Raw genomic sequence first — 23,548 nt, 5'->3', positions numbered from 1 at the left:
AGCAAGCGGATGTTTTTTCCGAAAATACGCCGCAGTAATCGTGCGGCTCCACCGTCCCCGTCTGTGTCGGAAATGCGTCATTTGCGCAACGGCCAGGCAACCTCTGCAACCCGCCTGGGCAAAGGGCTGGCGTTCGGAGCGTGGCTGTTGGAAGATTATCCCGTTCAGACTGCGCAACACGGCGGGGGCCGCACGGAGCGAGGTGTCGATTCACGTGCGCACTTCATAGCGCGCGACGTCGATGCATGAGCGGCGGTCCCTTCCCGAGAGTAGCTGGGAAGGAAATCTCATGGTCAAGTATTGGCTCGCCGCGGGGGCGGCTGCCCTGTCCCTCAGCATGTCGGCGACGGCATCCTACGCGCAGACGACGACGGTGCCCGGCGAGCAGGTCGGCCTCGCGATCGGCGCGCCGCTGCCCGAGGGCGTGTACGCGATCAACACGTTCACCTATCGCAGCCCGGACGGCCCGAACCTCACCTCGACCGACACCGCGGTCAACATCCCGGTCCTGGTCTGGTCGACCCCCTGGAAGGTGTTCGGCGCCCGCGTCGAGCTCGCCGTCGCTCCGCCGACCGTATTCACCTTCTCCCGCGCTCCGGGCGGGCGGGACACCAGCATCAACGTCGGCACCTTCGTCGGCGGCATCTTCGCCTGGGATCTCGGCAACAACATCGGCGTCAGCTACCTGGCCGGCGTGTACCTGAACGAGCTGAATGCCGGCCGCGGCGGCGGCCTGCCGATCCTGGCCTCGAACACCTACCGCCAGGGCTTCGCCATCAGCTACACCGGCGACGGCTGGAACGTCACCGCCAACCTGACCTACAACTTCTACGACACGCCGGCCCGCTTCGGCGGCCGCGGCGGCATCCCGGGCTTCTACGGCAGCCAGTACCCGACCGACGCCCTCAACCTCGACCTGACCGCGACCAAGAAGTTCGGCAAGTTCGAGATCGGCGCCATCGGCTACGGCACCGCCAACCTGCCGAACCGCAGCCAGCTCGCCTTCGGCGCGCCGTGCAACGGCAACTTCGCCACCTGCGGCACGGTGGTGGGTGGCGGCGGCGGCCGCTTCGCCCTCGGCGGCCTCGTCGGCTACGATTTCGGCAAGTTCACGGTCCAGGCCTGGGTCGCCCGCGACGTCGCCACCTCGGCGCGCCAGATCTCGCCGGTCACCGGCCTGGCGACGAACCGCGAGGCCTACTCGACCGAGGGCTGGTTCCGCGTCGTCGCCCCGCTCTACACCGTGGCGGCCGCGCCCGAGCCGGCGCCGGTCCCGCTCATCCGCAAGTACTGATCGAAGAACCGATCGCGCACGCGATCCCCGGGCCTCGCCGCGGCGAGGCCCGTCCGGCGCCCGGCTCGTCGCGAGCCGGGCGTTCTGCGTTGCGGGCGCCTGTCGGGCCGGGACCCCGCGACCTATAACGTGGAGCGTGCGGACTGGGCCGTCGGAGCCCCGACGCCCTTCGAGATGTGACGCGCGGGGCGCCGAGCCCCGGCAGGAGACCATGATGGCGGCGCCCGGCGACTGGAAGATCCCCTCCTCGGTGCAGCCCCGCCCGGCGGCCTACTCGTACGACCTCGACCAGACCCTGACGGCGATCGTCGCCCTGTCCTCGCGGGTGCCGGACGGCGCCTACACGGCCGAGATCCTCGGCACCGAGCGGGCCGGCAACGGCGTCGTCATCGGCGAGGACGGCCTGGTGCTCACCATCGGCTACCTGATCACCGAGGCCGACACGGTCTGGCTCACCGCCCATGACGGGCGCACCCTCCCCGGCCACGTCGTCGGCTACGACGCCGCCACGGGCCTGGGCCTGGTGCAGGCCCTGGGGTCGCTCGACCTGCCGCACCTGCCGATCGGCAGCGCCGCCTCCCTGCGCGTCGGCGACAAGCTGGTGATGGCCGGAGCCGGCGGCCGCTCCCGCTCCGTGGCCGCCGAGGTCGTCGCGGTGCAGGAATTCGCCGGCTACTGGGAGTACCTCCTTGACGACGCGATCTTCACCTCGCCCGCCCATCCGCATTGGGGCGGGGCGGCGCTGATCGGCCCGGCCGGCGAACTCACCGGCATCGGCTCGCTGCAGCTGCAGCAGAGCGGCCGCGACGGGCGCCCGATCAACATGTCGGTGCCGATCGACCTCCTGAAGCCGATCCTGGCCGACCTGACGACCCTCGGGCGGGTCTCCGGCCCGCCCCGGCCCTGGCTCGGCCTCTACGCCACCGAGATCGACGACCAGGTCGTGGTGATGGGCCTGTCGCCCCGGGCGCCCGCCGAGGTCGCCGACCTGCGCGCCGGCGACATCCTGATGGCGGTGGGACAGGAGGAGGTCGGCGACCTCGCGGGCTTCCTCCGCGCGGTCTGGGCGCTGGGCCCGGCCGGCATCACCGTGCCGCTCACCGTGCACCGCGACGGCCGCACGCTCAGCATCCCGGTCGTCTCGGCCGACCGCGCGACCTTCTTGGTCGCGCCGCGGCTGCACTGAGGCACGGCGGCGCCGGCTCGGGCCTCCAGGCCGGTCTTCCGGCGCCGCGCGCGGCCGGCCTCCAAGCGGCGCCCGGAGCGGCACGATGGTCCGCCGGCGGCTTCCTCCCCGACCGACATCGGCGGCCGCGGAACCGCGCCGGCGCCGTTCGCCTTCCCGCACGCTCCACCGACACCGAAGCCGGCGCAACCCGCCCGATCGAGCGATCGAAAAAATAGCGAACTTTTTCGTCTTGATGGCGGTATCGATCGACTTCGCTCAATATTGTTAGAGCAATTCACGCCGAGAATATCACTATAAATTTCTGTCATCGATCTATTTATATATGTCGTATCTTCGGATAAACGCATATCTGCCGAAATGATTTTCATCTCAAATTAATCGGCCCAAAGCCTGATGGGCTTCCTATCTTGCAGGTCGCAGCGATATGGCATCGAAATTCCCCGTCACCGCGTCCACCGCGTCGCTTTCTCCGTTCCTTCTCGCTTTGCTTTGCCTGTGCAGCATCATGATGCAAGGCATGACAATCTTGTTCGGATTCACGATACGGAGGACCGATCTGTGGTTGCTCGCGGTTCTGGCCGGCCTGTGCTTCGCCTTGTGCCTGCCGTCGGGATCGCGGATGCGGGATCGACTGACGGGACCGCTGCAGACCTGCGTCGCCGTGGTGGCGATCCTCGACTTCACCCTCGTCTTCCCGTGGCAGGCGCAGGCCTTCGCGCTGCCGCTCGTGGACGACACGGTCAGGGGAATCGACCTGGCGCTCGGCTTCGATCACGTCGCCTGGATGCGGTGGCTCGATGCCAATCCGGGGATCCGGGCCGTCCTGGACGTGTCCTATCGCTGCATGATCCCGCAGATGGTCGTGGTGATCGGCCTCTACGCCGCATCCGGTCGGTATCGCGCGCTCGACCGCTATCTCGCCGCCTTCGCCATCGCGATCTTCCTCACGTCGATCCTGAGCATCGCGGCGCCGACGCGCGGCATCGTCGCCTTCCTCGATCCGGCCTGGCGCGGCACCCCGTCATGGCCCCACGGCGCGACGGACGTCGCGGCCTACGACGCGCTGCGGTCGGGGGCGCTGCGCGATCTCTCGGGCCGGCCCGAACTCGGGATCATCTCGTTTCCGAGCTTCCATGCCGCCTCGGCGGTCCTGTCGGCATGGTCGTTCTGGGTCTTCCCGTCCCTGCGCCTGCCCGCCATCGTCCTTGACGGGATCATGTCCATCGCCACCGTCGGCTGCGGAGGTCACTACGTGATGGACGTCGCGGCGGGCCATCTCGTTGCCGGCCTCGCGATCCTGCTCGCGGTGCGCGGCTCCGATCTCGGCTATCGCCTCCTCGATCGTCTCGCCGGCTCGCCGGCGCTCCTGTACCGGCCGACCGACCCGTCGGCGCGCGTCGCGACCGCCGAGCGGGCGACCCGATGAGGAGCCGGGGCCGCGCGGCTCGGATCACGGAATGCCCAAAACATCGGCACTGCGACGGGCCGACATTGCACTGCACACCATGTCGCCAGCGACTGCCTCGATCGCGCGTCCCTACGATCCCGCGGCACTCCGATCCCAGCGTCAGCCCGCTCCCTCGGGGCCCTGCAGCATAGTGCCTAAATCCCCGTGGGAATTGCGCTTCATGCGCCAGAGTGCTGCCAAATCGGCGAGCATCCGGGATTGTTGACGATTCCCTGACCGCTGCATGTGAATCGTGCATGGCTGGCTTACGCAGTCCCGTCTCACACCACGGCAGCCAACTCCCATATGGTGCGTTGCAACAGAAGCAGGCGGTCGGTGCCGAAACGGTTCGCACCGGATGCCCGCTCAGAGGTCAAAACCGATGTTCGTCTCCCTCATCCTCAGCAAGATCCGCTCCTACCTCCGCTACCGCGAGACCGTCCACGAGCTGTCGCGTCTGTCCGACCGCGAGCTCGACGATCTCGGCATCAGCCGCTTCGAGATCCAGGGCATCGCCCGCTCGGTCGCCTAAGCTCACCGTCACGCGTACCGTTAAGCTACCGCGTACCCGAGTACCCCAAGTCGATCGAAGCCATCCGGCTCACCATCGTCTCGCGCGCCCGCCCCTTCCGGCGGGCGTTCGCTTGTCCGGGCCCCACCATTCGCCGCGCATCGGCGGTGTTGCGTCCGTGGCGCCCGATCCGATATGCCGCGTCATGTCCGGATCCCTTCCCATTCACGTCGTCGGCGGCGGCCTCGCCGGCTCGGAAGCCGCCTGGCAGATCGCCGAGGCCGGCCTGCCCGTGGTGCTGCACGAGATGCGGCCCCTGCGCGGCACCGAGGCGCACCAGACCGACGGCCTCGCCGAGCTGGTCTGCTCCAACTCCTTCCGCTCCGACGATGCGTCGCTCAACGCCGTCGGGCTGCTGCACCAGGAGATGCGCCGCCTGGGCTCGCTGATCATGCGCTGCGGCGATGCCCACCAGGTGCCGGCGGGCGGCGCGCTCGCCGTCGACCGCGAGGGCTTCAGCCGCGCGGTCACGGCGGCGCTGGAGGCGCACCCGAACGTCACCATCGCCCGCGAGGAGATCGACGGGCTGCCGCCGGCCTCCTGGGACAGCGTGATCGTGGCGACCGGCCCGCTCACCGCGCCCGGCCTCGCCGAGGGCATCCGCGGGCTCACCGGCGCCGAATCGCTCGCCTTCTTCGACGCCATCGCGCCGATCGTGCACCGCGACTCGATCGACATGGGCAAGGCGTGGTTCCAGTCCCGCTACGACAAGGCGGGCCCGGGCGGCACCGGCGCCGACTACATCAACTGCCCGCTCGACCGCGAGCAATACGCCGCCTTCATCCAGGCCCTCGTCGACGGCGAGAAGACCTCGTTCAAGGAGTGGGAGGCCTCGACCCCCTATTTCGACGGCTGCCTGCCGATCGAGGTGATGGCCGAGCGCGGGGCCGAGACCCTGCGCCACGGCCCGATGAAGCCCTTCGGCCTGACCAACCCGCACAACCCGACGGTCAAGGCCTACGCCATCGTCCAGCTGCGCCAGGACAACGCGCTCGGCACGCTCTACAACATGGTTGGCTTCCAGACGAAGCTGCGCCATGCCGAGCAAGTCCGGGTCTTCCGCACGATTCCCGGCCTGGAGAATGCCGAGTTCGCCCGGCTCGGCGGCCTGCACCGCAACACCTACCTCGACAGCCCGCGCCTCCTCGACGCGACCCTGCGGCTCAAGGCCGAGCCGCGCCTTCGCTTCGCCGGCCAGATCACCGGCTGCGAGGGCTACGTCGAGAGCGCGGCGATCGGCCTGATGGCCGGCCGCTTCGCCGCCGCCGAGCGAGCGGGGCGCTCGCTCGAGCCGCTGCCGGTCACGACGGCGCTCGGGGCGCTGATCGGCCACATCACCGGCGGGCACATCTCCGACGATGCGACCGCCGCCGAGGACGCCGGCAAGCCACGCTCATTCCAGCCGATGAACGTCAATTTCGGTCTCTTCCCGCCGCTCGACCGGGCCCCGAAGGCACCGGACGGCAAGCGCCTGCGCGGCCCCGAGAAGGCCCAGGCCAAGAAGCGGGCGATGACCGACCGCGCCCGGGCGGCGCTCGGCGAATGGCTCGGCGAGGCGCCGGAGCCGCTGCCGGCCGAGGCGGCGGAGTAGCCCCGGTTGCAATCTCCCTGGGGGCAGTCTTCCCTCTTGTCCCCCGCGGCGTCCCGGGGCTCGGCGAAGTCGAGCACCCGGGATCCGGAACCGCCGAGAATTCAGGGATAGGCGAAACGCGCTCCGCTTCGCCGGTCCGCGTCCGCGACCATGGAGTCCGGCTTCCGCATCGCGGCCCCGGGATGACCCGGAGAGTTGTCGCCGGGCGGACGAACCCGTGCACTACTTGACCGACCGGGCCGCCCGCCACAGCCGCCAGATCCGGCGCCAGTTCGGCACCTCGATCACGGTCGAGAGCGGGTCGTAGCCGGGCCGCTCCATCGCCCCGAGATAGGTCTCGACCATCGCGACCGGCAGGAAGGCAGGGGCGGCGACGGCGGCGATCGTGTGACGCTCGGCCGCGTAGGCGGCGAGGTGGCGGCGGGCGAGCGCCCGCAGGTCGGCGCAGGCGCCGGCGAGGCCCGGGCCGCCGCGGCCCGCCACGATGTCCTCGCGGGTGACGCCGTGAGCGGCCAGCACGTCGGCCGGCAGGTAGACCTGGCCGCTGCGCGCGTGCCAGGGCAGCGCCCGCAACAGCCCGGTCACCGCGTAGGCGACGCCGGCATGGCCCGCGGCGGCGGCGCCCCCGGGCTCCGAGCCGTCCGCCAGGATCAGGCTGCCGAGGCGAATGAGGCAGGAGGCGGTCTCGCCGCAATAGCCCTCGAGGTCGTTCGTCGAGGGCACCGGGTCGTCGTAGAGATCGAAGACCCGGGCATCGACGAGATCGACGAGGGGCTGGCGCGGCAGGCGCGCCTTGACGAGCGTATCGTCGAGGGCGGCGGCGACCGGGTGCGCGCGGACATCGCCCCGCGCCTCGCCCTGGAGCGCGTCGCGCCACCATTGCAGGCGCAATTCCCCCGGCATCGGGCTCGACACCGCTTCCCGCACCCGTGCCACCTCCAGGCTGAAGGCGGCGAGCGCATGGAGGTGCGGGCGCTTCTCGGCCGGCGCGTAGAGGCTGGCGTACCAGCGATCGGGATCGCCCTCGCGGACCAGCGCCTCGCAATGGGCGTAGGCCCAGGCCGGATCCCGGGGCTCGGCCTCGCTCATGATGGGCTCAGGGTACCGCGATCAGGGCGGCCGCGACCTTGCGGTTCTCGGCCATCAGGATGTTGTAGGTCCGCGCCGCCGCGCCGGTCTGCATCACGTCGAGGCCGATCCCGGCCTGCTTCAGGTGCTGGCGCAGGGAATCGGGCACGAACACGATCTCGGCCCCGGTGCCGAGCAGCAGGAGGTTGGCCTCGCCGGCCTCGGCCAGGAGGGGTGCCAGGCTCTCCGGGGTGATCCCGTCCGGGTCGGTCACGTCCCAGGCCCGGACGCCGGAGGGCAGCGCCAGGATCGAGCCGCGATGCGACATGTCGGCGAAGCGGAAGCCGCCGCCGCCATAGGCGTCGATCGGGTAGCGGCCCGGGACGAAGCCGTCATGCAGCCGCCCGGACCCGGAGGCGCCCTCGCCCGCCACTACTCGGCCGCCTGCTTCAGGCTGGACGTGTCGCGCGCCTGCGAGCGGCCGCCGGCCTGGAGCCCGATATAGATCAGGAACGGGGTCGAGACGAAGATCGCCGAGTAGGTGCAGATCACCACGCCGGCCAGCATCACCACCGAGAAGCCCTTGATCGCCTCGCCGCCGAACAGCACCAGCGCGAGCAGCGACAGGGCGGTCGACATCGCGGTCATCACGGTGCGCGACATGGTGGAGTTGATCGAGAGGTTGAGCAGCTCCTCGGTCGGCATGGTCTTGTAGCGGCGCATCAGCTCGCGGGTGCGGTCGAACACCACCACCGTCTCGTTGAGCGAGTAGCCGACGATCGTCAGAATCGCGGCGATCGAGGTCATGTTGAACTCGATCCGGGTGATCACGAACAACCCGACCGTGATGACGATGTCGTGCAGGGTGCCGACGATGGCGCCGAGCGCCAGCTCGCGCTCGAACCGGAACCACAGGTAGAGCAGCACCGCCACGACCGAGAGCACGACGCCGATCGTGCCCGATTGCACCAGCTCGCCCGACACGCGGGGGCCGACGGTCTCGACGCGGTCGAAGGCGTAGTCCTTGTCGAAGGCGGCGTGGGCCTTCTGCATCACCAGGGTCTGGCCGGTCTCGCCGCCGGCCTGGAGCGGGAAGCGGACCGAGATCGAGCCCTGGCCGAGCTCCTGGACCTCGGTCTCGCCGAAGCCGAAATCGTTGGCGGTGTGGCGCACCGCGCCGACGTCGGAGGTGACGCCGGGCTTCGGCCGCAGCTCGACCAGGGTACCGCCCTTGAAGTCGATGCCGAAATTGAGCCCGATCTGCAGGAACAGCACCACCGTGGCGACCGAGATGAAGGCCGAGAGCGGGAAGCTGAGGCGCCGCAGGCGCATGAAGTCGAAGTGGGATTCGTCGGGCCAGAGGCGGAGGAGGCGCATCGTCGGTCTCGGAAGGGTGTGTCGGCGCGCCCCTTTGCCCGGAGCGCAGCGCATGAGCCGGGTGGCTCGTGGCCACCCGGCTGGCAGGACGTCAGATCGGCAGGGTCTTGGGCCGCAGGCGCTGGTACCACAGGGCGATCATCATCCGGGTCAGGGTCACGGCGGTGATGACCGTGGTCAGGATGCCGAGGATGAACACCACCGCGAAGCCCTTCACCGGGCCAGAGCCGAGGAAGAACAGGATCACCGCGGCGATCGCCATGGTGGAGTTCGAATCGACGATGGTGGCGAAGGCGCGGTCGAAGCCGGCCTGCAGCGCCGACGGGATCGAGCGGCCGGCCCGCACCTCCTCGCGCACGCGCTCGTAGATCAGCACGTTGGAATCGACCGCGGTGCCGATGGTGAGCACGATGCCGGCGATGCCCGGCAGGGTCATGGTGGCTTCCAGCACCGACATCAGGCCGAGGATCAGGCCCACATGGACCAGCAGCGCGATGTTGGCGAAGAGGCCGAACACGCCGTAGGCGGCGAACATCAGCACGACGACGAGGATCGTCGCCACGATGGTGGCGTGCTTGCCGGCCTCGATCGAATCGCGGCCGAGGCCCGGGCCGACGGTCCGGCGCTCGATGATGGTGAGCTTGGCCGGCAGGGCGCCGGCGCGCAGCAGGATCGAGAGGTCGTTGGCCTGCTGCACCGTGAAGCGGCCGGAGATCTGGCCCTGGCCGCCGGTGATCGGCTGCAGGATGCGGGGCGCCGACACGACCTCGTTGTCGAGGACGATGGCGAGCGCGCGGCCGACATTCTCGCTCGTCGCCTGCCCGAAGCGCTGGGCGCCGCGCAGGTTGAACTTGAAGTTGACGATCGGCTCGTTCGACTTCGAGTCGAAGCCCGGCTGGGCGTCGGTCAGATCGGAGCCGTCGGCGAGCACCCGGCGCTCCACCGGCACCTTCTGGCCGTTGGCGTCCTTGGACACCAGCATGTCGACGTCGCCGGCCGGGCTGTCGGCGAGGAGCCGGAACTCGAGCTTGGCGGTGCCCTGCAGCAGGGTCTCGATCCGCTGCGGATCCTGCACGCCGGGAAGCTGGACCAGGATCCGGTCGGTGCCCTGCTGCTGGATCGACGGCTCGGTGGTGCCGGTCACGTCGATGCGGCGGCGCACCACCTCGATCGCCTGCTGCACCGCCCGGCGGGTCCGGGCGTTGAAGCCCGCATCGGTGTAGGCGAGCTGGATCAGGCCGTTCGGCTCCTCGCGCACGTCGAGGGTGCGGGCGCCGGTCTGGCCGAGGGTGGCGTCGGTGACGGGCTGCGACAGGGCCTGCAGCTTCGGCATCACCTTGGCGCGATTTGCGGCATCGCCGACGCGCAGCTGCACGCCGCGCGGCTGGAGCTGGATGCCGCCGTCGGCCTGGACGCCGGATTCGCGCAGCGCCTGGCGCACGTCGTCGCGCAGGCCCTGCGCCATGGTACGGCCGAGGTCGTTGCGGTCGACCTCCAGCACGATCTGCGAGCCGCCCTGGAGATCGAGGCCGAGCACGATGGCACGGGTCGGCACGATCCAGGTCGGGAACCAGGGCGGCAGGGACTTGATGAAGCCGCTGCGCTGATCGGCCGTGAAGAAGCTCGGCACGGCGAGCATCAGGCCGACGAGGATCACGGCGAGCGTCGCGACGGCCTTCGTGGTGGAAATACGGAGCATCCGCGGCGTCCCAACCGGTCTCGAATGGAGGTCAGATAGGGCGGCCCGGCGCCTTTTTGTCCGGGCCTCTCCCAGCGTCAGCGCGGGCTCAGGCGGCCTTGACCGGCTCGCCCTTGGCCCGGACCTCGGCGATCATGGTGCGGACCACCTTGACCTGGACGTTCGGGGCGATCTCGACCTCGATCTCCGGGGCCTCGGTCACCTTGGCGACCCGGCCGACGATGCCGCCGGTGGTCACGACCGTGTCGCCGCGGCGCACGTTCTTGACCATGTCCTGGTGGTCCTTGGCGCGGCGCTGCTGCGGGCGCAGGATCAGGAAGTACATGATCACGAAGATCAGGATGAAGGGGACGACCTGCACGAGGATGTCCGTGCCGCCGGTCGCCCCGGCTCCCTGCGCGAAGGCGGGCGTGATCACTCTCGAGGTCTCCCGAAACAAGACGAAAACGGGCCGGGCGGGTCCCCGCCGGCCTTGCAAAAGCGCGCGGACTATAGCCACGGACGACCCGAAAGCAACGGCGGGGTGGTGGGCGTCCCCGGCCGATCCGGCCGGGTTTTCGTTCGCGGTGCCTTGGGATTATGAGGCGCCACCCGCTCGTCCGCCCCCGCGCAAGGAGCCCGCATCTCCGCGATGACCGATCAGACCCCCTCCCCCGTCTCCGATCTGATGCCCGTGCTGCTGCGCATCGCCGCGGCCCTGGAGCGCGCCGCGCCGCCAGCGATCCCCGCCCCCGATTTCGCGGCGGCCGACGCGTTCGTGTGGCAGCCCGAGGGGCGGCTGCAGCCGGTGCCGCGGGTCAACCGGGTCGAGATGGGTCTTCTTCGCGGCATCGACCGGATGCGCGACACCCTGTTCGACAACACCGCGCGCTTCGCCCGCGGGCTGCCCGCGAACAACGCGCTGCTGTGGGGCGCCCGCGGCATGGGCAAGTCGTCGCTCGTCAAGGCGGTCCACGCCGAGATCAACGCGAGCGGGCCGGAGCGGCCGCTCAAGCTCGTCGAGATCCACCGGGAGGACATCGAGGGCCTGCCCGCTCTGATGGGATGGCTGCGGCCCGATCCGCACCGCTTCGTGGTGTTCTGCGACGACCTGTCGTTCGACGGCGACGACACGTCCTACAAGTCGCTGAAGGCGGCGCTCGACGGCGGCATCGAGGGCCGGCCCGACAACGTGATCTTCTACGCCACGTCGAACCGGCGCCACCTGCTCGCCCGCGACATGATGGAGAACGAGCGCTCCACCGCGATCAACCCCGGCGAGGCGGTGGAGGAGAAGGTCTCGCTGTCCGACCGGTTCGGCCTCTGGCTCGGCTTCCACAAGTGCAGCCAGGACGAGTACCTGGCGATGATCGACGCCTACGTCGCCCGCCACGGCCTGACGATCGCCCCCGAGCAATTGCGGGCCGAGGCGCTCGAATGGTCGACCACCCGCGGCGCGCGCTCGGGCCGCACGGCGTTCCAGTACATCCAGGACCTCGCCGGGCGGCTGGGTCAGCGGCTCGACTGAGGGTCATTGAACCGGGCGCCGCTCGCGCGGCCCCGGGGGCTGCCCAGGCACCGGGCGGGGGGGCTCAGCCCCCCGCCTCCTCGGCCGCCCGCTCGCGCTCGCGGCGCTTCTCCATCGCGCGGACCGAGATGATCGATGCCTCGTAGAGGAGCAGCATCGGGATCGCGAGCGAGAGCTGGCTGATCACGTCGGGCGGGGTCAACACCGCGGCGGCGACGAAGACCAGCACGATCGCGTAGCGCCGCCGCTCCTTCAGGAACTTCGAATCGATCAGGCCGACCTGGCCCAGCAGGGTCAGGATCACCGGCAACTGGAACGCGATGCCGAAGGCGAAGATCAGCGTCATGATGAGTGAGAGATACTCGTCCACCTTCGGCAGAAGCTCGATCGTGGCCTCGCCGGGCTGGCCGATCTGCTGCAGGCTGACCGAGAACTTGATCAGCAGCGGCATCGCCAGGAAATAGACGACAAGGGCACCGAGCAGGAAGAAGATCGGCGTGGCGACGAGGTAGGGCAGGAAGGCCCGGCGCTCGTTGCGGTAGAGGCCCGGCGCCACGAAGGCGTAGAGCTGGGTCGCGACCACCGGGAAGGACAGGAAGCCGGCGCCGAACACGCTCAGCTTGATGTTGGTGAAGACCTGCTCGAGGAAGTGGGTCGCGATCAGCCGCGCCTTGTCGGCCCCGACCACGCTCACGTAGGGATAGACCAGCACGTTGTAGATGTGCTGCGCGAAGAAGAAGCAGATAAAGAACATCACCCCGAAGGCGAGCATCGACTTGATCAGCCGCGAACGCAGCTCGATCAGGTGCTCGATCAGGGGTGCGCGCGAGGCCTCGATCTCGGCTTCATCGGCCTCGGTCATCATGCGCTGCGGCCCGTGCTGGCGGTGTCGTGAGGAGTCGAGGGTGATGGCTCCGCCGTCGGGGTGGCGGAGGATGACGGCTCCGGCGCCGCCCGGGCGGCATCGGCCTTGAGATGCGCGGTCGCGGCGGCCAGGGCCTCGTGGGTCGGCTTCTCGGCGGCGGGCTCGGGCGCCTGGTAGGCCGGCGGCGCGGCCGGGTCGACGGGCGCCGGCTCGGGGATCGTCGCGGCATAGGGGTCGGCCAGCGGGTCGGTGCCCGGCAACGCCTGGGTCGCCGGCTTGTAGGCCGCCGTGCCGTCGACCGCGCCCTTGATCTCGTTGCGGATGGTCTGGACCGGGTTGAATCCCGTCGCCGTCGCCGAGGCGACGCTGCGGTTGATGCCCTCGACCTCGCGGCGGACGTCGTCGAGCTCGGCCTCGCGCATCGCCTCGCTGAACTGGCTCTGGAACTCGCCGGCCATGCGCTTGAGGCGGCCGGTGACCTGGCCGACGGTGCGCAGAGCCCTGGGCAGGTCCTTGGGGCCGATGACGACGAGCGCGACGCCGCCGATCAGCATCACCTCGCCCCAACTCATATCGAACATGGCGTGACGGCCCTGCTACTCGCGCGGCGCGACTCTCGGGCGGGCGCCCCGCGCGGGCTGTCTAGCACGCCGCGGCGCCGGCGCCAGTCGGCGCCGCGCAGGTTCCGGTTGAGAGGCGGGGCCCGCGGGCGGTCCTGCGCCGGCCTTCGATCTTCGACGCGGACGGGCGGCGGGCCGGGCCGCGCGCACCCCTCCGCGACGGCGGCGGCTCAGCCGACCTTGTGGTCGGTGTTCGGCTGGGGGGTGAGCGGCGGCATCTGGGCGGTCGGCACGGTGTGCGGCGCCGCGGTCGGCGCGTGGACCGGCTGCACCGGGGCGGGGTGCACGACCGGGGGCGGCACCTGGACCGGCGGCACCTGGGCGTGTGGCACCTGCGCGGTCGTGGTCGGGGCCTGCTCGTCGTCGGCCATGCCCTTCTTGAACGCCTTGATGCCCTTGGCGACGTCGCCCATCAGGTCGGACACCTTGCCGCGTCCGAACAGCAGCATGATGATCACGCCGACGACGATCCAGTGCCAGATACTCGCGCCGCCCATGGTTCTCTCCCGCGCAGCGTCAGTTTCGCTGCCGCACTCGTCACGGGGCGTTCGCGGACGCCCCAAACCTCTGATCCCGCACGCTCATCGTCGCCGCACCGGCTGAGCCGAGCGCGCGGTCCGGCCGGAACCTAAGGACGCCAGGAGGCGAAAACAAGCGTTTCCTCCGGCGCTTCCTCAGAGAGCACCGGAATGCCGCGTCGGGGAATCTACCCGCTCGGCTCGCCCTCGCCGGGCGGCGGATCGTCGTCGGGATCGGCGCCGTCGCCGGGCTGGGGCACCCGGAATCCCGCCGGCAACCGCCCCTCGATCAGGCCGAGGCCCTTCAGCTCGTCGAGCCCCGGCAGGTCGGAGACGGCATCGAGGCCGAAATGGTCGAGGAAGGCCGGGGTGGTGCCGTAGGTCACCGGCCGGCCCGGCGTGCGGCGGCGACCGCGCAGGCGCACCCAGCCGGTCTCGAGGAGGAGGTCGAGAGAGCCCTTCGAGGTGGTGACGCCGCGGATCTCCTCGATCTCGGCCCGGGTCACCGGCTGGTGGTAGGCGACGATCGCCAGGGTCTCGAGCGCGGCCCGCGACAGCTTGCGCGGCTCGGGCGCGTCGCCCCGCAGGGCCCCGGCGAGGTCGGGCGCGGTGCGGAAGGCGTAGCCGCCGGCCACCCGGACGAGGGTCAGGCCCCGGGATCCGTAGGCCCGGGCGATCTCGGCGACGACCGCCGGCACGTCGGTGCCGGGCGGCAGCCGGGCGGCGAGCGCGGCCGGCCCGAGCGGCGCCGGCGCGCTGAAGATCAGCGCCTCGGCGAGGCGCACGACATACGGGGGGACGGGCGGCTCGGGCGTGCGGGAGAGTTTCGCGCTCACGGGCCGGCCGGGCGGATCTGGATCGCCGCGTAGGGGGCGTCCTGGCGCAGCAGCAGCCGGCCCTCGCGGGCGAGCTCCAGCACCGCCGAGAGCGAGGAGGCGCGCACGGTGGCGCGGCTCTTCGGGTCGGCGAGGTACTGGGACAGGCAGGAATCGAGGTCGGTCCAGTCGTCCCAGGGGCCGACCAGGCGCTCCAGAGCGGTGCGGGCGTCGATCAGCGACCAGACGTTGCGGGGCGGCAAGGTGACCTGCGCGCGGGCCCGCTCCTGGCACTGGCGGGCATAGGCGGCGATCAGGTCGTGCAGGGTGACGGCGAAGGCTCCCCCCTCCCCCGCCGCGGGCTCCGGCGGGGCGGCGGCGCGGCCGAACACGTCGCGGCCGAGCTGCTCGCGCTGCGACAGCATCAAGGCGGCGGCCCGGATGGCTTCGAGGCGGCGCAGCCGCACGGCCAGCGCCTCGGCGAGGTCGCTGCCTGCGGGCTCGGGGCCGCGGGGCGGAGCGGGCAGCAGCAGACGCGACTTGAGGTAGGCGAGCCAGGCCGCCATCACCAGGTAGTCCGCCGCCAGCTCGAGCCGCAGGCGCCGCGCCTCGTCGATGAAGGCGAGGTACTGCTCGACCAGGGCCAGGATCGAGATCCGGGCGAGATCGACCTTCTGGCGGCGGGCGAGTTCCAGCAGCAGGTCGAGGGGGCCCTCGAAGCCGTCGACGTCGACCACGAAGGCCGCGCCCTCGGGCGCGTCCTCGTCGATCTCCCGCGCGGCCTCGTCCCGCCGCATCGCCGCGTCCCGTCAGGCCGCGGCGGCGAGCCCGGCATCGAGGCGGGCGCGGGCCTCGGCGGGGTCGAAGGACGCCGTGTCGGGGGTGAGCCGCGCCAGGGCGGCCTCGGCCCGGCGCAGGGCCTCGCCGGCGAGGATGGGTGCTGCGGCCACGACCTCCTCCATCTCAGCCCGCACGCCGTTGCAGTGCAGGCCGACGTCGCAGCCGGCCCGGAAGGCGGCGGCGGCGCGGTCACGAAAGCCGCCGGCGAGCGCGTTCATCGACAGGTCGTCGGTCATCAGCAGGCCGTCGAACCCGATACGGCCGCGCACGATCTCGCGGATCACCGTCGCGGAGGTGGTCGCGGGGTTCTCCGGGTCGAGGGCGCGGAACACGACGTGGGCCGACATCGCCATCGGCAGATCGGCGAGCGCTCGGAACGGCTGGAAGTCGTGCGCGTCGAGCTCGGCCAGGCTCGCCTCGACCACCGGCAGCGCGTGGTGACTGTCGGCGCCGGCGCGGCCGTGGCCGGGCACGTGCTTCATCACCGGCAGCACGCCGCCGGCCATCAGGCCCTCGGCCACCGCGCGGCCGAAGGCCGCCACCACGCCCGGCTCGGTGCCGTAGGCCCGGTCGCCGATGACGTCGTGGGCGCCCGGCACCGGCACGTCGAGTACGGGGGCGCAATCGACGTTGATGCCGACCGCCGCGAGGTCGTGCGCCATCAGGCGGGCGCCGAGATGCGCGAGCGCCGGGCCGTTCTCGGGTCCGCCGGCGCGCAGGTAGGTCCGGCCGGCCGGATAGGCGTTCCAGTGCGGCCGGGTCATGCGCTGCACCCGCCCGCCTTCCTGGTCGATCAGGACCGGGGCGTCGGCCCGGCCGACGGTCTCGCGAAGCGCCTCCGTGAGGGCGCGGACCTGCTCAGGGCTCTCGATGTTGCGCTTGAACAGGATGAAGCCCCAGGGCTGCGCCGCGCGGAAGAAGGCGGCCTCGTCGGCGCTCAGGACCGGGCCGGCGCAGCCGAGGATCAGGGCAAGGCTCGTCATCGACGGCGACTCTCGTCGGTTCGGGGGCTGGAACGGGGACGCCACCCCGCCCCGGCGCATGGACGCCGACGGGCGGACCGGCAGATTCGAGGGGTCGGTTTCTAGCGCGTCCGGCCGGTGCGGGACTGTCGGCACGGCGCCACAGCGGCAGGGTTTCCGGAAGCCCGACGGAGGCGAGGCAGCCTCGCTTCGACGGAGTCCGGCTCGGGCGAACAAGAAACCCGGTGGCCGAGAAAACTAGTTCTTGGCCACGAAGCAGGCCGCGCCGGCCGACTTGAGCTTGCCGCACAGGCCGTCGGCGCTCTCCTTCGACATCGGCCCGACGCGGACGCGGTAGATCGACTTGCCGTTGACCTCGGCCTGGCGGATCAGCGGCGACTGGTTGCCGAGGACGGCGGCGTAGCGCTCGCGGGCCTGCTTGAACGCGACCTCGGCCTCCTTCTCGGTGGCGCGCACCGAGAGCTGCACCGAGAAGCCGCCGACCGGCGCCTGCGGCGTCGGCACCGCCTGCGTGGTGACCGGCGGCTCGGCGGAGGCGACGCGCTGGGGCGGCCTCTGCACCGGGGTCTCGGGCGCCGGGGTCTCCGCCGCGGCCGCCGGGGTCTGGGGCGCGATCGGCACGACCCGCGCGCTGCTGCGCGGCGTGACGGGCGCCGCGGCCGGGGTCGAGCCGGTCGCCTCGGTCGGCAGGGTCATGGTCGGGATCGGCGAGGCGGCGGCGCCTTGCGCCTGCGCGGCCTTCTGCTGGGCTTCCTGCGCGGCGCGCTGCGCCTCGGCCGGCGACGGCTCGGGCCGCACCGAGACGGTGCGCACCCGGCGCGGCTCGCCGAGGGATTCGGTGAGCGCGTTGCCGGGGGTGGCGGGCGAGGCGGCGGGGCCGGCCTCGGCCACGAGGGCGCGGGCCGCCTGCTTCACGTCGAGGGGCTGCTCCTCGCGGTTGACGATGCGGATCTGCCCGTCCTTGGCGATCGGGCCGCGCTCGTAGATCTGCTTGTTCTGGTCGGGGATCTCGACGCCGCCGGCATTCTGCGGCGCGACCTTGAGCGGCGCCTGATCGGCCATGACCAGGATCGGCGCGCCGGAACGGCCGTGGTGGAACGCCTTCCAGGTCAGGGCGCCGCCGATCGACGCGGCGACGATGCCGAGCGCGGTGCCCACCAGGGCGATGCGCCGGCGGCCGCGGGGCCGCGGCTCGGCGGCGAGACCGGGCTCCGCCTCGACGGCCATCGGTGCCGGATCGGCGACGGCCTCGTGCTCGGACGCCGCGAGATACTGGTTGAAGGCGCCGGCCGGAGGATGCGACGGCCCCCCCATCGTGGGCTCGGAGCGGCCGGGGGCGAGGGCACCGTCGGGCGCGGAGAAGCCCGCCTCGCCGTAGTTCGGCATCACCGGCTCGACGCGGCCGCGGCTTTCCGCGGCGCGGGTCGCCTCCTTGGCTTCCTTGGCCTCCAGCAGCGCGCGGAACGGATCGTCCTGGCCGACGATGCGGGCGAGCTCGGCGAGCGGGTCGGGCCGCGCACCCGTCTGGGCGGGAGCCGGCTGCCGATCGTGCTCGAAGCCGTCGTAATCGACGGGAACCCGGGAAGCATTCGACGTCATGGCAGCACCATCCTGTTCGCCCTCGCGTCACCTCGCGGCTGTTGTCAGGCCGGCTCGGCGACATCGGCCGCCCACCCCGATATGGGGAGGGCGGCCGGCAGATCCCATCGCTCGCGTCCCGCCGCGGCACGCGCCTTTGCGCATCCCGCGGCGTCCGGTCGCGCGCCGATCCCGGCGCCGAGCCTCAGCGCATCTCGTCGGGTGCACCGACGCCGAGGATCCCGAGATTGGACGCGACCACGCCCTTGAGGGCGGCGACGAGGGCCAGCCTCGCCTCCGTGGACTTTCTGTCGGTTTGATTAACAAACCGTAATTGCGGCAAGTCTTTGCCCTTGTTCCAGAAACTATGGAACGCGCTGGCCAGCTCGTAGAGGTGGAAGGCGAGGCGATGCGGCTCGTGGGCGGCGGCCGCCGCCTCGATCACCCGGGGCACCTGGGCGATCAGGCGCATCATGTCGAGCTCGCCCGAATCGGTCAGGCCCGACAGGTCGGCCCGCGCCAGCGCGGCCGGCGAGAGGTCGAGGTCGGGAAAGGCCTCGCGGGCCTGGCGGAACACCGAGGCGGCGCGGGCATGCGCGTACTGAACGTAGAAGACCGGGTTGTCCTTCGACTGCTCGACCACCTTGGCGAGGTCGAAATCGAGGGCGGCGTCGTTCTTCCGGTACAGCATCATGAACCGCACGGGGTCGCGGCCGACCTCGTCGATCACCTCGCGCAGGGTGACGAACTCGCCCGCCCGCTTCGACATCTTCACCGGCTCGCCACCGCGCAGCAGGCGCACGAGCTGGCACAGCTTGACGTCGAGCGCCGCGCGTCCGTCCGAGACCGCCTTCACGGCCGCCTGCATGCGCTTGACGTAGCCGCCATGGTCGGCGCCGAGCACGTCGATCAGCTCGACGGCGCCGCGCTCGACCTTGGAGCGGTGATAGGCGATGTCCGAGGCGAAGTAGGTGAAGCTGCCGTCCGACTTCAGCAGCGGCCGGTCGATGTCGTCGCCGAAGGCGGTGGCACGAAACAGCGTCTGCTCGCGGTCCTCCCAATCCTCCGGCAGCTGGCCCTTGGGCGGGGGCAGCCGGCCCTCGTAGACGAGGCCCTTCTCGCGCAGGTCGGCGATCAGCGCCGCCACGGCGCCGCCGTTGCCCCCGCCCTGGAGCGTGCGCTCGGAGAAGAACACGTCGTGGTGGATGCCGATGGCCGCCAGGTCCTCGCGGATCCGGTCCATCATCCGGGAGATGGCGAAGTCGCGCACCAGCGGCAGCCACTCGGATTCGGGCTTGTCGCGCAGCGTCCCGCCGTACTGCGCCTTCAGTGCCTCGCCGACCGGCACGAGGTAGTCGCCCGGATAGAGGCCCTCGGGGATCGTCACCGTCTCGCCGAGTGCTTCGCGGTAGCGCAGGAAGGCCGAGCGGGCGAGCACGTCGACCTGGGCGCCGGCATCGTTGATGTAGTACTCGCGGGTCACGTCGCGGCCGGCGGCGACGAGGAGGTTCGCCAGCGCGTCGCCGAACACCGCGCCGCGGCCGTGGCCGACATGCATCGGCCCGGTCGGGTTGGCCGAGACGTACTCGACGTTGACCCCGCCCGGCACCTTGGCGCCGCGGCCGTAGGCGTCGCCGTCGCGGAGCGCCGCCCGCACCACCTCGCCGTAGAGCGCGGGGTCGAGCCGCAGGTTGATGAAGCCCGGCCCGGCGACGCTGGCTTCCGTAACGCGGGGGTCGGTGCGCAGGTCGGCGGCCAGCGCCTCGGCGAGCGCCTTCGGGTTGGTGCGGGCCTCCTTGGCCAGTACCAGGGCGGCGTTGGTGGCGAGGTCGCCGTGGCTCGGATCGCGCGGCGGCTCGACCACCACGCGGGCGCGGTCCAGCCCCTCCGGCAGGGTGCCGGCGCGGGTGAGCGTCTCGAGCGCCTCGCCGATGCGGGCCTCGAAGGCGGCGAAGATGTTCATGCGTTGACCAGTTCTGCAAAGTTCGGGCCGGCCGGGACGAAGGGGCCCCAGCCTGCACGGGGGGCTCTTCTCACGCCGGGGCGGGCGGCGGCAAGCGGGGCAGGCGGGGACCACCTCATCGATATGAAAGCATAGCGCTTCCCCTCCCCCTTGGGGGGAGGGGCTAGGGGTTGGGGGTGGTGCCGCGTGGAGCGCGAGCCTTCTCCGGCACCACCCCCACCCCTGTCCCCTCCCCACAAGGGAGAGGGGAAAATGCACGCCTTTTCAAGGAATTGGATTTCAGGAGCGAGCCGCGACCGACCGCGAGGCCTGCCGTTCATCCCTGTTCTCTCCCTTGTCGCCGCGTAGCCGATGCTGCAAAGCGTCCTGGCGTCACCGGCCGGATTCGCCGGCCCTGTAGAGACAACGATTCGGACCGCGCCATGCACGACATCCGGGCCATCCGCGACAACCCGGCCGCCTTCGACAAGGGACTGGCGCGCCGCGGGCTGGAGCCGCTCTCCACCGCCCTGATCGGCCTCGACGACGCGCGCAAGGCGGCGATCTCGGCGGCGCAGGGGGCCCAGGAGAAGCGCAACGCCCTGTCGAAGGAGATCGGCGCGGCCAAGAAGGCGAAGGACGAGGCTCGCGCCCAGGCGCTGATGGCCGAGGTCGCCCGCCTCAAGGAGGAGGCGCCGGGCCTCGACGCCGCCGCCGACGCGGCGGGCAAGGCGCTCGCCGAGCGCCTGGCGGCGATCCCCAACCTCCCGGGCGCCGACGTGCCGGAGGGCCGCGACGAGCACGACAACGTCGAGAAGAACCGGTTCGAGGGCCGCGGCCTCGCGCAAGAAGGCCGCCAGCATTTCGAGCTCGGCGAGGCCATGGGCCTGATGGACTTCGAGACCGCGGCGAAGCTCTCCGGCTCGCGCTTCGTGGTGCTGAAGGGCCAGATCGCCCGGCTGGAGCGGGCGCTCGGCCAGTTCATGCTCGACCTGCACACCGGCGAGCACGGCTACACCGAGGTGGTGCCGCCGTTGCTCGTGCGCGACGAGGCGATGTTCGGCACCGCCCAGCTGCCGAAGTTCCGCGACGACCAGTTCGCGGCGATCCAGGGCTCTCCCGAGATCGCCCAGGAGAGCGGCGCGCCGAACCGCTGGCTGATCCCGACCGCCGAGGTGCCGCTCACCAACCTCGTGCGCGAAGCGATCCTCGCCGAGGACGAGCTGCCGCTCCGCTTCACCGCGCTGACCCCCTGCTTCCGGGCCGAGGCCGGGGCGGCGGGGCGCGACACCCGCGGCATGCTGCGCCAGCACCAGTTCAGCAAGGTCGAGCTCGTCTCGGTCACCGCGCCCGAGCGCTCGACCGAGGAGCACGAGCGGATGCTGGCCTGCGCCGAGGCCGTGCTGAAGCGTCTCGACATTCCGTTTCGGGTCGTCACGCTCTGCACCGGCGACATGGGCTTCGCCGCCGCCAAGACCTACGACATCGAGGCCTGGCTGCCGGGCCAGAAGACCTATCGCGAGATCTCGTCCTGCTCGGTCTGCGGCGACTTCCAGGCCCGCCGGATGGAGGCGCGCTACCGCCCCAAGGAGGGCAAGGGCGTGGCTTACGTCCACACCCTCAACGGCTCGGGCGTCGCGGTCGGCCGCGCGCTCATCGCCGTGATGGAGAACTACCAGAACCCCGACGGCAGCATCACCATCCCGTCGGCCCTCGTGCCCTACATGGGCGGCCTCAACCGCATCGAAGGACATCGGTGATGCGCATTCTCGTCACCAACGACGACGGCATCCACGCGCCGGGCCTGCGCTGCCTGGAGGAGATCGCCGGGCAGCTCTCGGACGACGTCTGGGTGGTCGCGCCGGAGACCGACCAGAGCGGCGTGTCGCACTCTCTCTCGCTCAACGATCCGCTGCGCCTGCGCCAGGCCGGCGAGAAGCGCTTCGCGGTGAAGGGCACGCCCTCCGACTGCATCATCATGGGCATCCGCCACATCCTGAAGGACCACGGGCCCGACCTGGTGCTGTCCGGCGTCAACCGCGGTCAGAACGTCGCCGAGGACGTGACCTACTCGGGCACCATCGCGGGCGCCATGGAGGCGACGATCCTCGGCGTGAAGGCGATCGCGCTGAGCCAGGCCTACGGCATCGGCGGGCGGGCCAACGTGAAGTGGCACACCGCCGCCCAGCACGGCGCGGCGACGGTCCGGCGCATCCTCGACGTCGGGATCGAGCCCGGCATCCTGGTCAACGTCAACTTTCCTGATTGCGAGCCCGACGACGTCAAGGGCCTCGCGGTAGCGGCACAAGGGGTGCGCAACCAGGCGCTGCTCTCGATCGACGCGCGGATGGACGGGCGCGGCAACCCGTATTTCTGGCTCGCCTTCGCCAAGGCGCGGTTCGAGCCGGGCCACGGCACCGACCTAAAGGCGATCGCCGACGGATTCATCTCGGTGACGCCGCTGCGCCTCGACCTCACCGACGAGCCGACGCTGACGCGCTACGCCCAGGCCCTCGCGTGAGCGCCGGGCCGTCGGACGGCGAACCCGGGACGGAATCGGTCAGGGAGCCGGGCGAGGCCTCGGCCGGCGCGGTCGAGACCGCAGCCTTCGTGCTGGGTCTCAGGGCCCGCGGCGTGCGCGACGCCGCGGTGCTCGGCGCGATGGAACGGGTGCCGCGGGAGGCCTTCGCCCCCCTGGCCTTCCGCGACCTCGCCCGACGCGACCTCGCGCTGCCGCTTCCCTGCGGCCAGACCATGACGGCGCCGAGCGTCATCGCCACGATGCTGGCGGCGCTCACCCCGCAGGGGGCCCGGGTGCTCGAGATCGGCACCGGCTCGGGCTACGCCACCGCCCTGCTGCTGCGCCTCGGCGCCGCCGAGGTGGTCAGCCTGGAGCGCTACGCGACGCTCGCCCGCAACGCCCGCTCGCGCCTCGACGCGCTCGGCTTCGACGCCGCGATGGTGGCGCTGGCCGACGGATACGCGCCGCCGGACGAGGCCGGCGGGTTCGACCGGATCCTCGTCAACGGCACGCTGCGCGACCTGCCCGAGGGACTGCTGGCGCGGCTGAACCCCGGCGGGCGCCTCGTCGGGGCCCTCACCACGCCGGCGGGGCCGCGGCTCGTCGCCATCGCCCAGGAGGCCGACGGTCCGTGGCGGCAGGTGCGCGAGACGCCGTTGCGCATCGGCCCGCTGACGCCCGGCCTCGCGGCGGCGCTCTGACGCGCTGCCGCGTCCGTTCCCGCCGCCGCCCCGCTTGGTGAGCCCGAAACACCGCCCCGCAACGGAAGCTTAACCTGAATCCTGTTTGAATCCCGGTCATAGGGTTGCGTGGATGTACGGGTGCGTCGATGCGGGATCGCGGGACAGGCAAGGGGATGCGGACACTGTCGCGCTTCGCCCTCATCGGGCTGATCGGGGGCGCCACGGCGGCCTGCAGCACCGATGCGGTGCGGCTCGATCCGTTCTCGAACCCGTTCTCATCGAGCGCCAGCGGGGAACCCGGGGCCACCGGCAGCCTGCCCGAGGGTGAGGCGCTGACGGCGCCGGTGCGCTCGGCGCCGATCCAGTCGCGGCCGCTCGCGGCGCCGCTGGCCCCGCCGGTCACGAGCCGGCCGCTCGCCGCCGCCCCGGTGCTGACGCCC

General features: G+C 71.4%; 22 protein-coding genes and 1 pseudogene. 10 read left to right on the top strand and 13 right to left on the bottom strand.

Features of this window, described 5'->3' with window-relative positions; genetic code table 11:
• The first annotated feature begins 289 nt into the window (after positions 1-289).
• The 5 genes from HPY23_RS21805 to trmFO all read left to right on the top strand — a co-directional run bounded on the left by HPY23_RS21805 (position 290) and on the right by trmFO (position 6,092).
• Entirely contained in the window at positions 290-1,294 is a 1,005-nt protein-coding gene (locus tag HPY23_RS21805) for a transporter family protein (RefSeq protein ID WP_091888715.1), read from the top strand.
• Positions 1,295-1,508: 214 nt separating this feature from the next.
• On the top strand, positions 1,509-2,480 hold the full coding sequence (locus tag HPY23_RS21800; RefSeq protein ID WP_060846530.1) for a S1C family serine protease: 972 nt from the start codon (positions 1,509-1,511) through the stop codon (positions 2,478-2,480).
• 622 nt (positions 2,481-3,102) lie between these two features.
• Positions 3,103-3,909 carry a phosphatase PAP2 family protein gene (locus HPY23_RS21795; protein ID WP_158004209.1) on the top strand — a complete coding sequence of 269 codons (807 nt, stop codon included), beginning with the start codon at positions 3,103-3,105 and terminating at the stop codon, positions 3,907-3,909.
• Between the two features lie 403 nt (positions 3,910-4,312).
• Positions 4,313-4,462, top strand: coding sequence for a DUF1127 domain-containing protein (locus HPY23_RS21790; RefSeq protein ID WP_082173034.1), 150 nt, complete (start codon positions 4,313-4,315; stop codon positions 4,460-4,462).
• 184 nt (positions 4,463-4,646) lie between these two features.
• Positions 4,647-6,092, top strand: coding sequence for a methylenetetrahydrofolate--tRNA-(uracil(54)-C(5))-methyltransferase (FADH(2)-oxidizing) TrmFO (gene trmFO / locus HPY23_RS21785; protein ID WP_091888711.1), 1,446 nt, complete (start codon positions 4,647-4,649; stop codon positions 6,090-6,092).
• A 222-nt stretch (positions 6,093-6,314) separates the two neighbouring features.
• On the opposite strand, the gene HPY23_RS21780 is transcribed toward trmFO, so the two are convergent.
• The 5 genes from HPY23_RS21780 to yajC all read right to left on the bottom strand — a co-directional run bounded on the left by HPY23_RS21780 (position 6,315) and on the right by yajC (position 10,654).
• Positions 6,315-7,181: a phytoene/squalene synthase family protein gene (locus tag HPY23_RS21780; RefSeq protein WP_091888709.1), complete on the bottom strand. Its 867-nt coding sequence runs from the start codon at positions 7,179-7,181 to the stop codon at positions 6,315-6,317.
• Positions 7,182-7,188: 7 nt separating this feature from the next.
• Complete coding sequence (locus tag HPY23_RS21775; protein WP_060846534.1) at positions 7,189-7,593, bottom strand: Mth938-like domain-containing protein; 405 nt, start codon at positions 7,591-7,593, stop codon at positions 7,189-7,191.
• Complete coding sequence (gene secF / locus HPY23_RS21770) at positions 7,593-8,537, bottom strand: protein translocase subunit SecF (RefSeq protein ID WP_060846535.1); 945 nt, start codon at positions 8,535-8,537, stop codon at positions 7,593-7,595. The genes HPY23_RS21775 and secF overlap by 1 nt, the downstream gene beginning before the upstream one ends.
• A 91-nt stretch (positions 8,538-8,628) precedes the next feature.
• Complete coding sequence (gene secD / locus HPY23_RS21765; protein ID WP_060846536.1) at positions 8,629-10,236, bottom strand: protein translocase subunit SecD; 1,608 nt, start codon at positions 10,234-10,236, stop codon at positions 8,629-8,631.
• Positions 10,237-10,324: 88 nt separating this feature from the next.
• Positions 10,325-10,654: a preprotein translocase subunit YajC gene (gene yajC, locus HPY23_RS21760; protein ID WP_048425523.1), complete on the bottom strand. Its 330-nt coding sequence runs from the start codon at positions 10,652-10,654 to the stop codon at positions 10,325-10,327.
• Between the two features lie 213 nt (positions 10,655-10,867).
• On the opposite strand from yajC, the gene HPY23_RS21755 reads away from it, so the two are divergent.
• Positions 10,868-11,743 (top strand): ATP-binding protein, encoded by an 876-nt coding sequence (locus HPY23_RS21755; protein ID WP_091888707.1) that lies wholly within the window; start codon positions 10,868-10,870, stop codon positions 11,741-11,743.
• A 64-nt stretch (positions 11,744-11,807) separates the two neighbouring features.
• Here the strand turns inward: HPY23_RS21755 and tatC are convergent, their stop codons facing one another.
• The 8 genes from tatC to argS all read right to left on the bottom strand — a co-directional run bounded on the left by tatC (position 11,808) and on the right by argS (position 19,925).
• Positions 11,808-12,608 (bottom strand): twin-arginine translocase subunit TatC, encoded by an 801-nt coding sequence (tatC, locus tag HPY23_RS21750; RefSeq protein ID WP_060846538.1) that lies wholly within the window; start codon positions 12,606-12,608, stop codon positions 11,808-11,810.
• Entirely contained in the window at positions 12,605-13,189 is a 585-nt protein-coding gene (tatB, locus tag HPY23_RS21745; protein WP_091888705.1) for a Sec-independent protein translocase protein TatB, read from the bottom strand. The genes tatC and tatB overlap by 4 nt, the downstream gene beginning before the upstream one ends.
• 209 nt (positions 13,190-13,398) lie before the next feature.
• A complete protein-coding gene (locus HPY23_RS33225) occupies positions 13,399-13,725 on the bottom strand; it encodes a twin-arginine translocase TatA/TatE family subunit (protein ID WP_082742446.1) in 327 nt (108 codons plus the stop codon).
• A 209-nt stretch (positions 13,726-13,934) separates the two neighbouring features.
• Complete coding sequence (scpB, locus tag HPY23_RS21735; protein ID WP_060846540.1) at positions 13,935-14,582, bottom strand: SMC-Scp complex subunit ScpB; 648 nt, start codon at positions 14,580-14,582, stop codon at positions 13,935-13,937.
• Positions 14,579-15,358, bottom strand: coding sequence for a segregation and condensation protein A (locus HPY23_RS21730; RefSeq protein ID WP_091888703.1), 780 nt, complete (start codon positions 15,356-15,358; stop codon positions 14,579-14,581). Before HPY23_RS21730 ends, scpB begins: the two co-directional genes overlap by 4 nt.
• Before the next feature lie 12 nt (positions 15,359-15,370).
• Positions 15,371-16,384: a beta-N-acetylhexosaminidase gene (gene nagZ, locus HPY23_RS21725; protein ID WP_091888701.1), complete on the bottom strand. Its 1,014-nt coding sequence runs from the start codon at positions 16,382-16,384 to the stop codon at positions 15,371-15,373.
• A gap of 237 nt (positions 16,385-16,621) precedes the next feature.
• Positions 16,622-17,983 (bottom strand): SPOR domain-containing protein, encoded by a 1,362-nt coding sequence (locus HPY23_RS21720; RefSeq protein WP_091888699.1) that lies wholly within the window; start codon positions 17,981-17,983, stop codon positions 16,622-16,624.
• A 184-nt stretch (positions 17,984-18,167) separates the two neighbouring features.
• Positions 18,168-19,925, bottom strand: coding sequence for an arginine--tRNA ligase (gene argS, locus HPY23_RS21715; protein ID WP_091888697.1), 1,758 nt, complete (start codon positions 19,923-19,925; stop codon positions 18,168-18,170).
• Positions 19,926-20,347: 422 nt separating this feature from the next.
• On the opposite strand from argS, the gene serS reads away from it, so the two are divergent.
• The 4 genes and pseudogenes from serS to HPY23_RS21695 form a co-directional block, all read left to right on the top strand.
• A complete protein-coding gene (gene serS / locus HPY23_RS21710; protein WP_091888694.1) occupies positions 20,348-21,664 on the top strand; it encodes a serine--tRNA ligase in 1,317 nt (438 codons plus the stop codon).
• Entirely contained in the window at positions 21,664-22,425 is a 762-nt protein-coding gene (gene surE, locus HPY23_RS21705; RefSeq protein ID WP_060846546.1) for a 5'/3'-nucleotidase SurE, read from the top strand. The genes serS and surE overlap by 1 nt, the downstream gene beginning before the upstream one ends.
• Positions 22,422-23,126: a protein-L-isoaspartate O-methyltransferase family protein gene (locus tag HPY23_RS21700; RefSeq protein ID WP_091888692.1), complete on the top strand. Its 705-nt coding sequence runs from the start codon at positions 22,422-22,424 to the stop codon at positions 23,124-23,126. The genes surE and HPY23_RS21700 overlap by 4 nt, the downstream gene beginning before the upstream one ends.
• A 128-nt stretch (positions 23,127-23,254) precedes the next feature.
• A pseudogene (locus tag HPY23_RS21695) lies at positions 23,255-23,548 on the top strand (peptidase M23); the annotation flags it as partial.

This window comes from Methylobacterium ajmalii (assembly GCF_016613415.1).
GTDB lineage: Bacteria > Pseudomonadota > Alphaproteobacteria > Rhizobiales > Beijerinckiaceae > Methylobacterium > Methylobacterium ajmalii.
This window is presented reverse-complemented; position numbering and strand designations above follow the sequence as displayed.

What these genes read in the sequence shown, in the direction of transcription:
- HPY23_RS21805 (WP_091888715.1), top strand. Translation starts at nt 290, where the DNA reads ATGGTCAAGTATTGGCTCGCCGCGGGGGCGGCTGCCCTGTCCCTCAGC.
- HPY23_RS21800 (WP_060846530.1), top strand. Translation starts at nt 1,509, where the DNA reads ATGGCGGCGCCCGGCGACTGGAAGATCCCCTCCTCGGTGCAGCCCCGC.
- HPY23_RS21795 (WP_158004209.1), top strand. Translation starts at nt 3,103, where the DNA reads ATGCGGGATCGACTGACGGGACCGCTGCAGACCTGCGTCGCCGTGGTG.
- HPY23_RS21790 (WP_082173034.1), top strand. Translation starts at nt 4,313, where the DNA reads ATGTTCGTCTCCCTCATCCTCAGCAAGATCCGCTCCTACCTCCGCTAC.
- trmFO (WP_091888711.1), top strand. Translation starts at nt 4,647, where the DNA reads ATGTCCGGATCCCTTCCCATTCACGTCGTCGGCGGCGGCCTCGCCGGC.
- HPY23_RS21780 (WP_091888709.1), bottom strand. Translation starts at nt 7,181, where the DNA reads ATGAGCGAGGCCGAGCCCCGGGATCCGGCCTGGGCCTACGCCCATTGC.
- secF (WP_060846535.1), bottom strand. Translation starts at nt 8,537, where the DNA reads ATGCGCCTCCTCCGCCTCTGGCCCGACGAATCCCACTTCGACTTCATG.
- secD (WP_060846536.1), bottom strand. Translation starts at nt 10,236, where the DNA reads ATGCTCCGTATTTCCACCACGAAGGCCGTCGCGACGCTCGCCGTGATC.
- HPY23_RS21755 (WP_091888707.1), top strand. Translation starts at nt 10,868, where the DNA reads ATGACCGATCAGACCCCCTCCCCCGTCTCCGATCTGATGCCCGTGCTG.
- tatC (WP_060846538.1), bottom strand. Translation starts at nt 12,608, where the DNA reads ATGATGACCGAGGCCGATGAAGCCGAGATCGAGGCCTCGCGCGCACCC.
- tatB (WP_091888705.1), bottom strand. Translation starts at nt 13,189, where the DNA reads ATGTTCGATATGAGTTGGGGCGAGGTGATGCTGATCGGCGGCGTCGCG.
- HPY23_RS33225 (WP_082742446.1), bottom strand. Translation starts at nt 13,725, where the DNA reads ATGGGCGGCGCGAGTATCTGGCACTGGATCGTCGTCGGCGTGATCATC.
- HPY23_RS21730 (WP_091888703.1), bottom strand. Translation starts at nt 15,358, where the DNA reads ATGCGGCGGGACGAGGCCGCGCGGGAGATCGACGAGGACGCGCCCGAG.
- nagZ (WP_091888701.1), bottom strand. Translation starts at nt 16,384, where the DNA reads ATGACGAGCCTTGCCCTGATCCTCGGCTGCGCCGGCCCGGTCCTGAGC.
- HPY23_RS21720 (WP_091888699.1), bottom strand. Translation starts at nt 17,983, where the DNA reads ATGACGTCGAATGCTTCCCGGGTTCCCGTCGATTACGACGGCTTCGAG.
- argS (WP_091888697.1), bottom strand. Translation starts at nt 19,925, where the DNA reads ATGAACATCTTCGCCGCCTTCGAGGCCCGCATCGGCGAGGCGCTCGAG.
- serS (WP_091888694.1), top strand. Translation starts at nt 20,348, where the DNA reads ATGCACGACATCCGGGCCATCCGCGACAACCCGGCCGCCTTCGACAAG.
- surE (WP_060846546.1), top strand. Translation starts at nt 21,664, where the DNA reads ATGCGCATTCTCGTCACCAACGACGACGGCATCCACGCGCCGGGCCTG.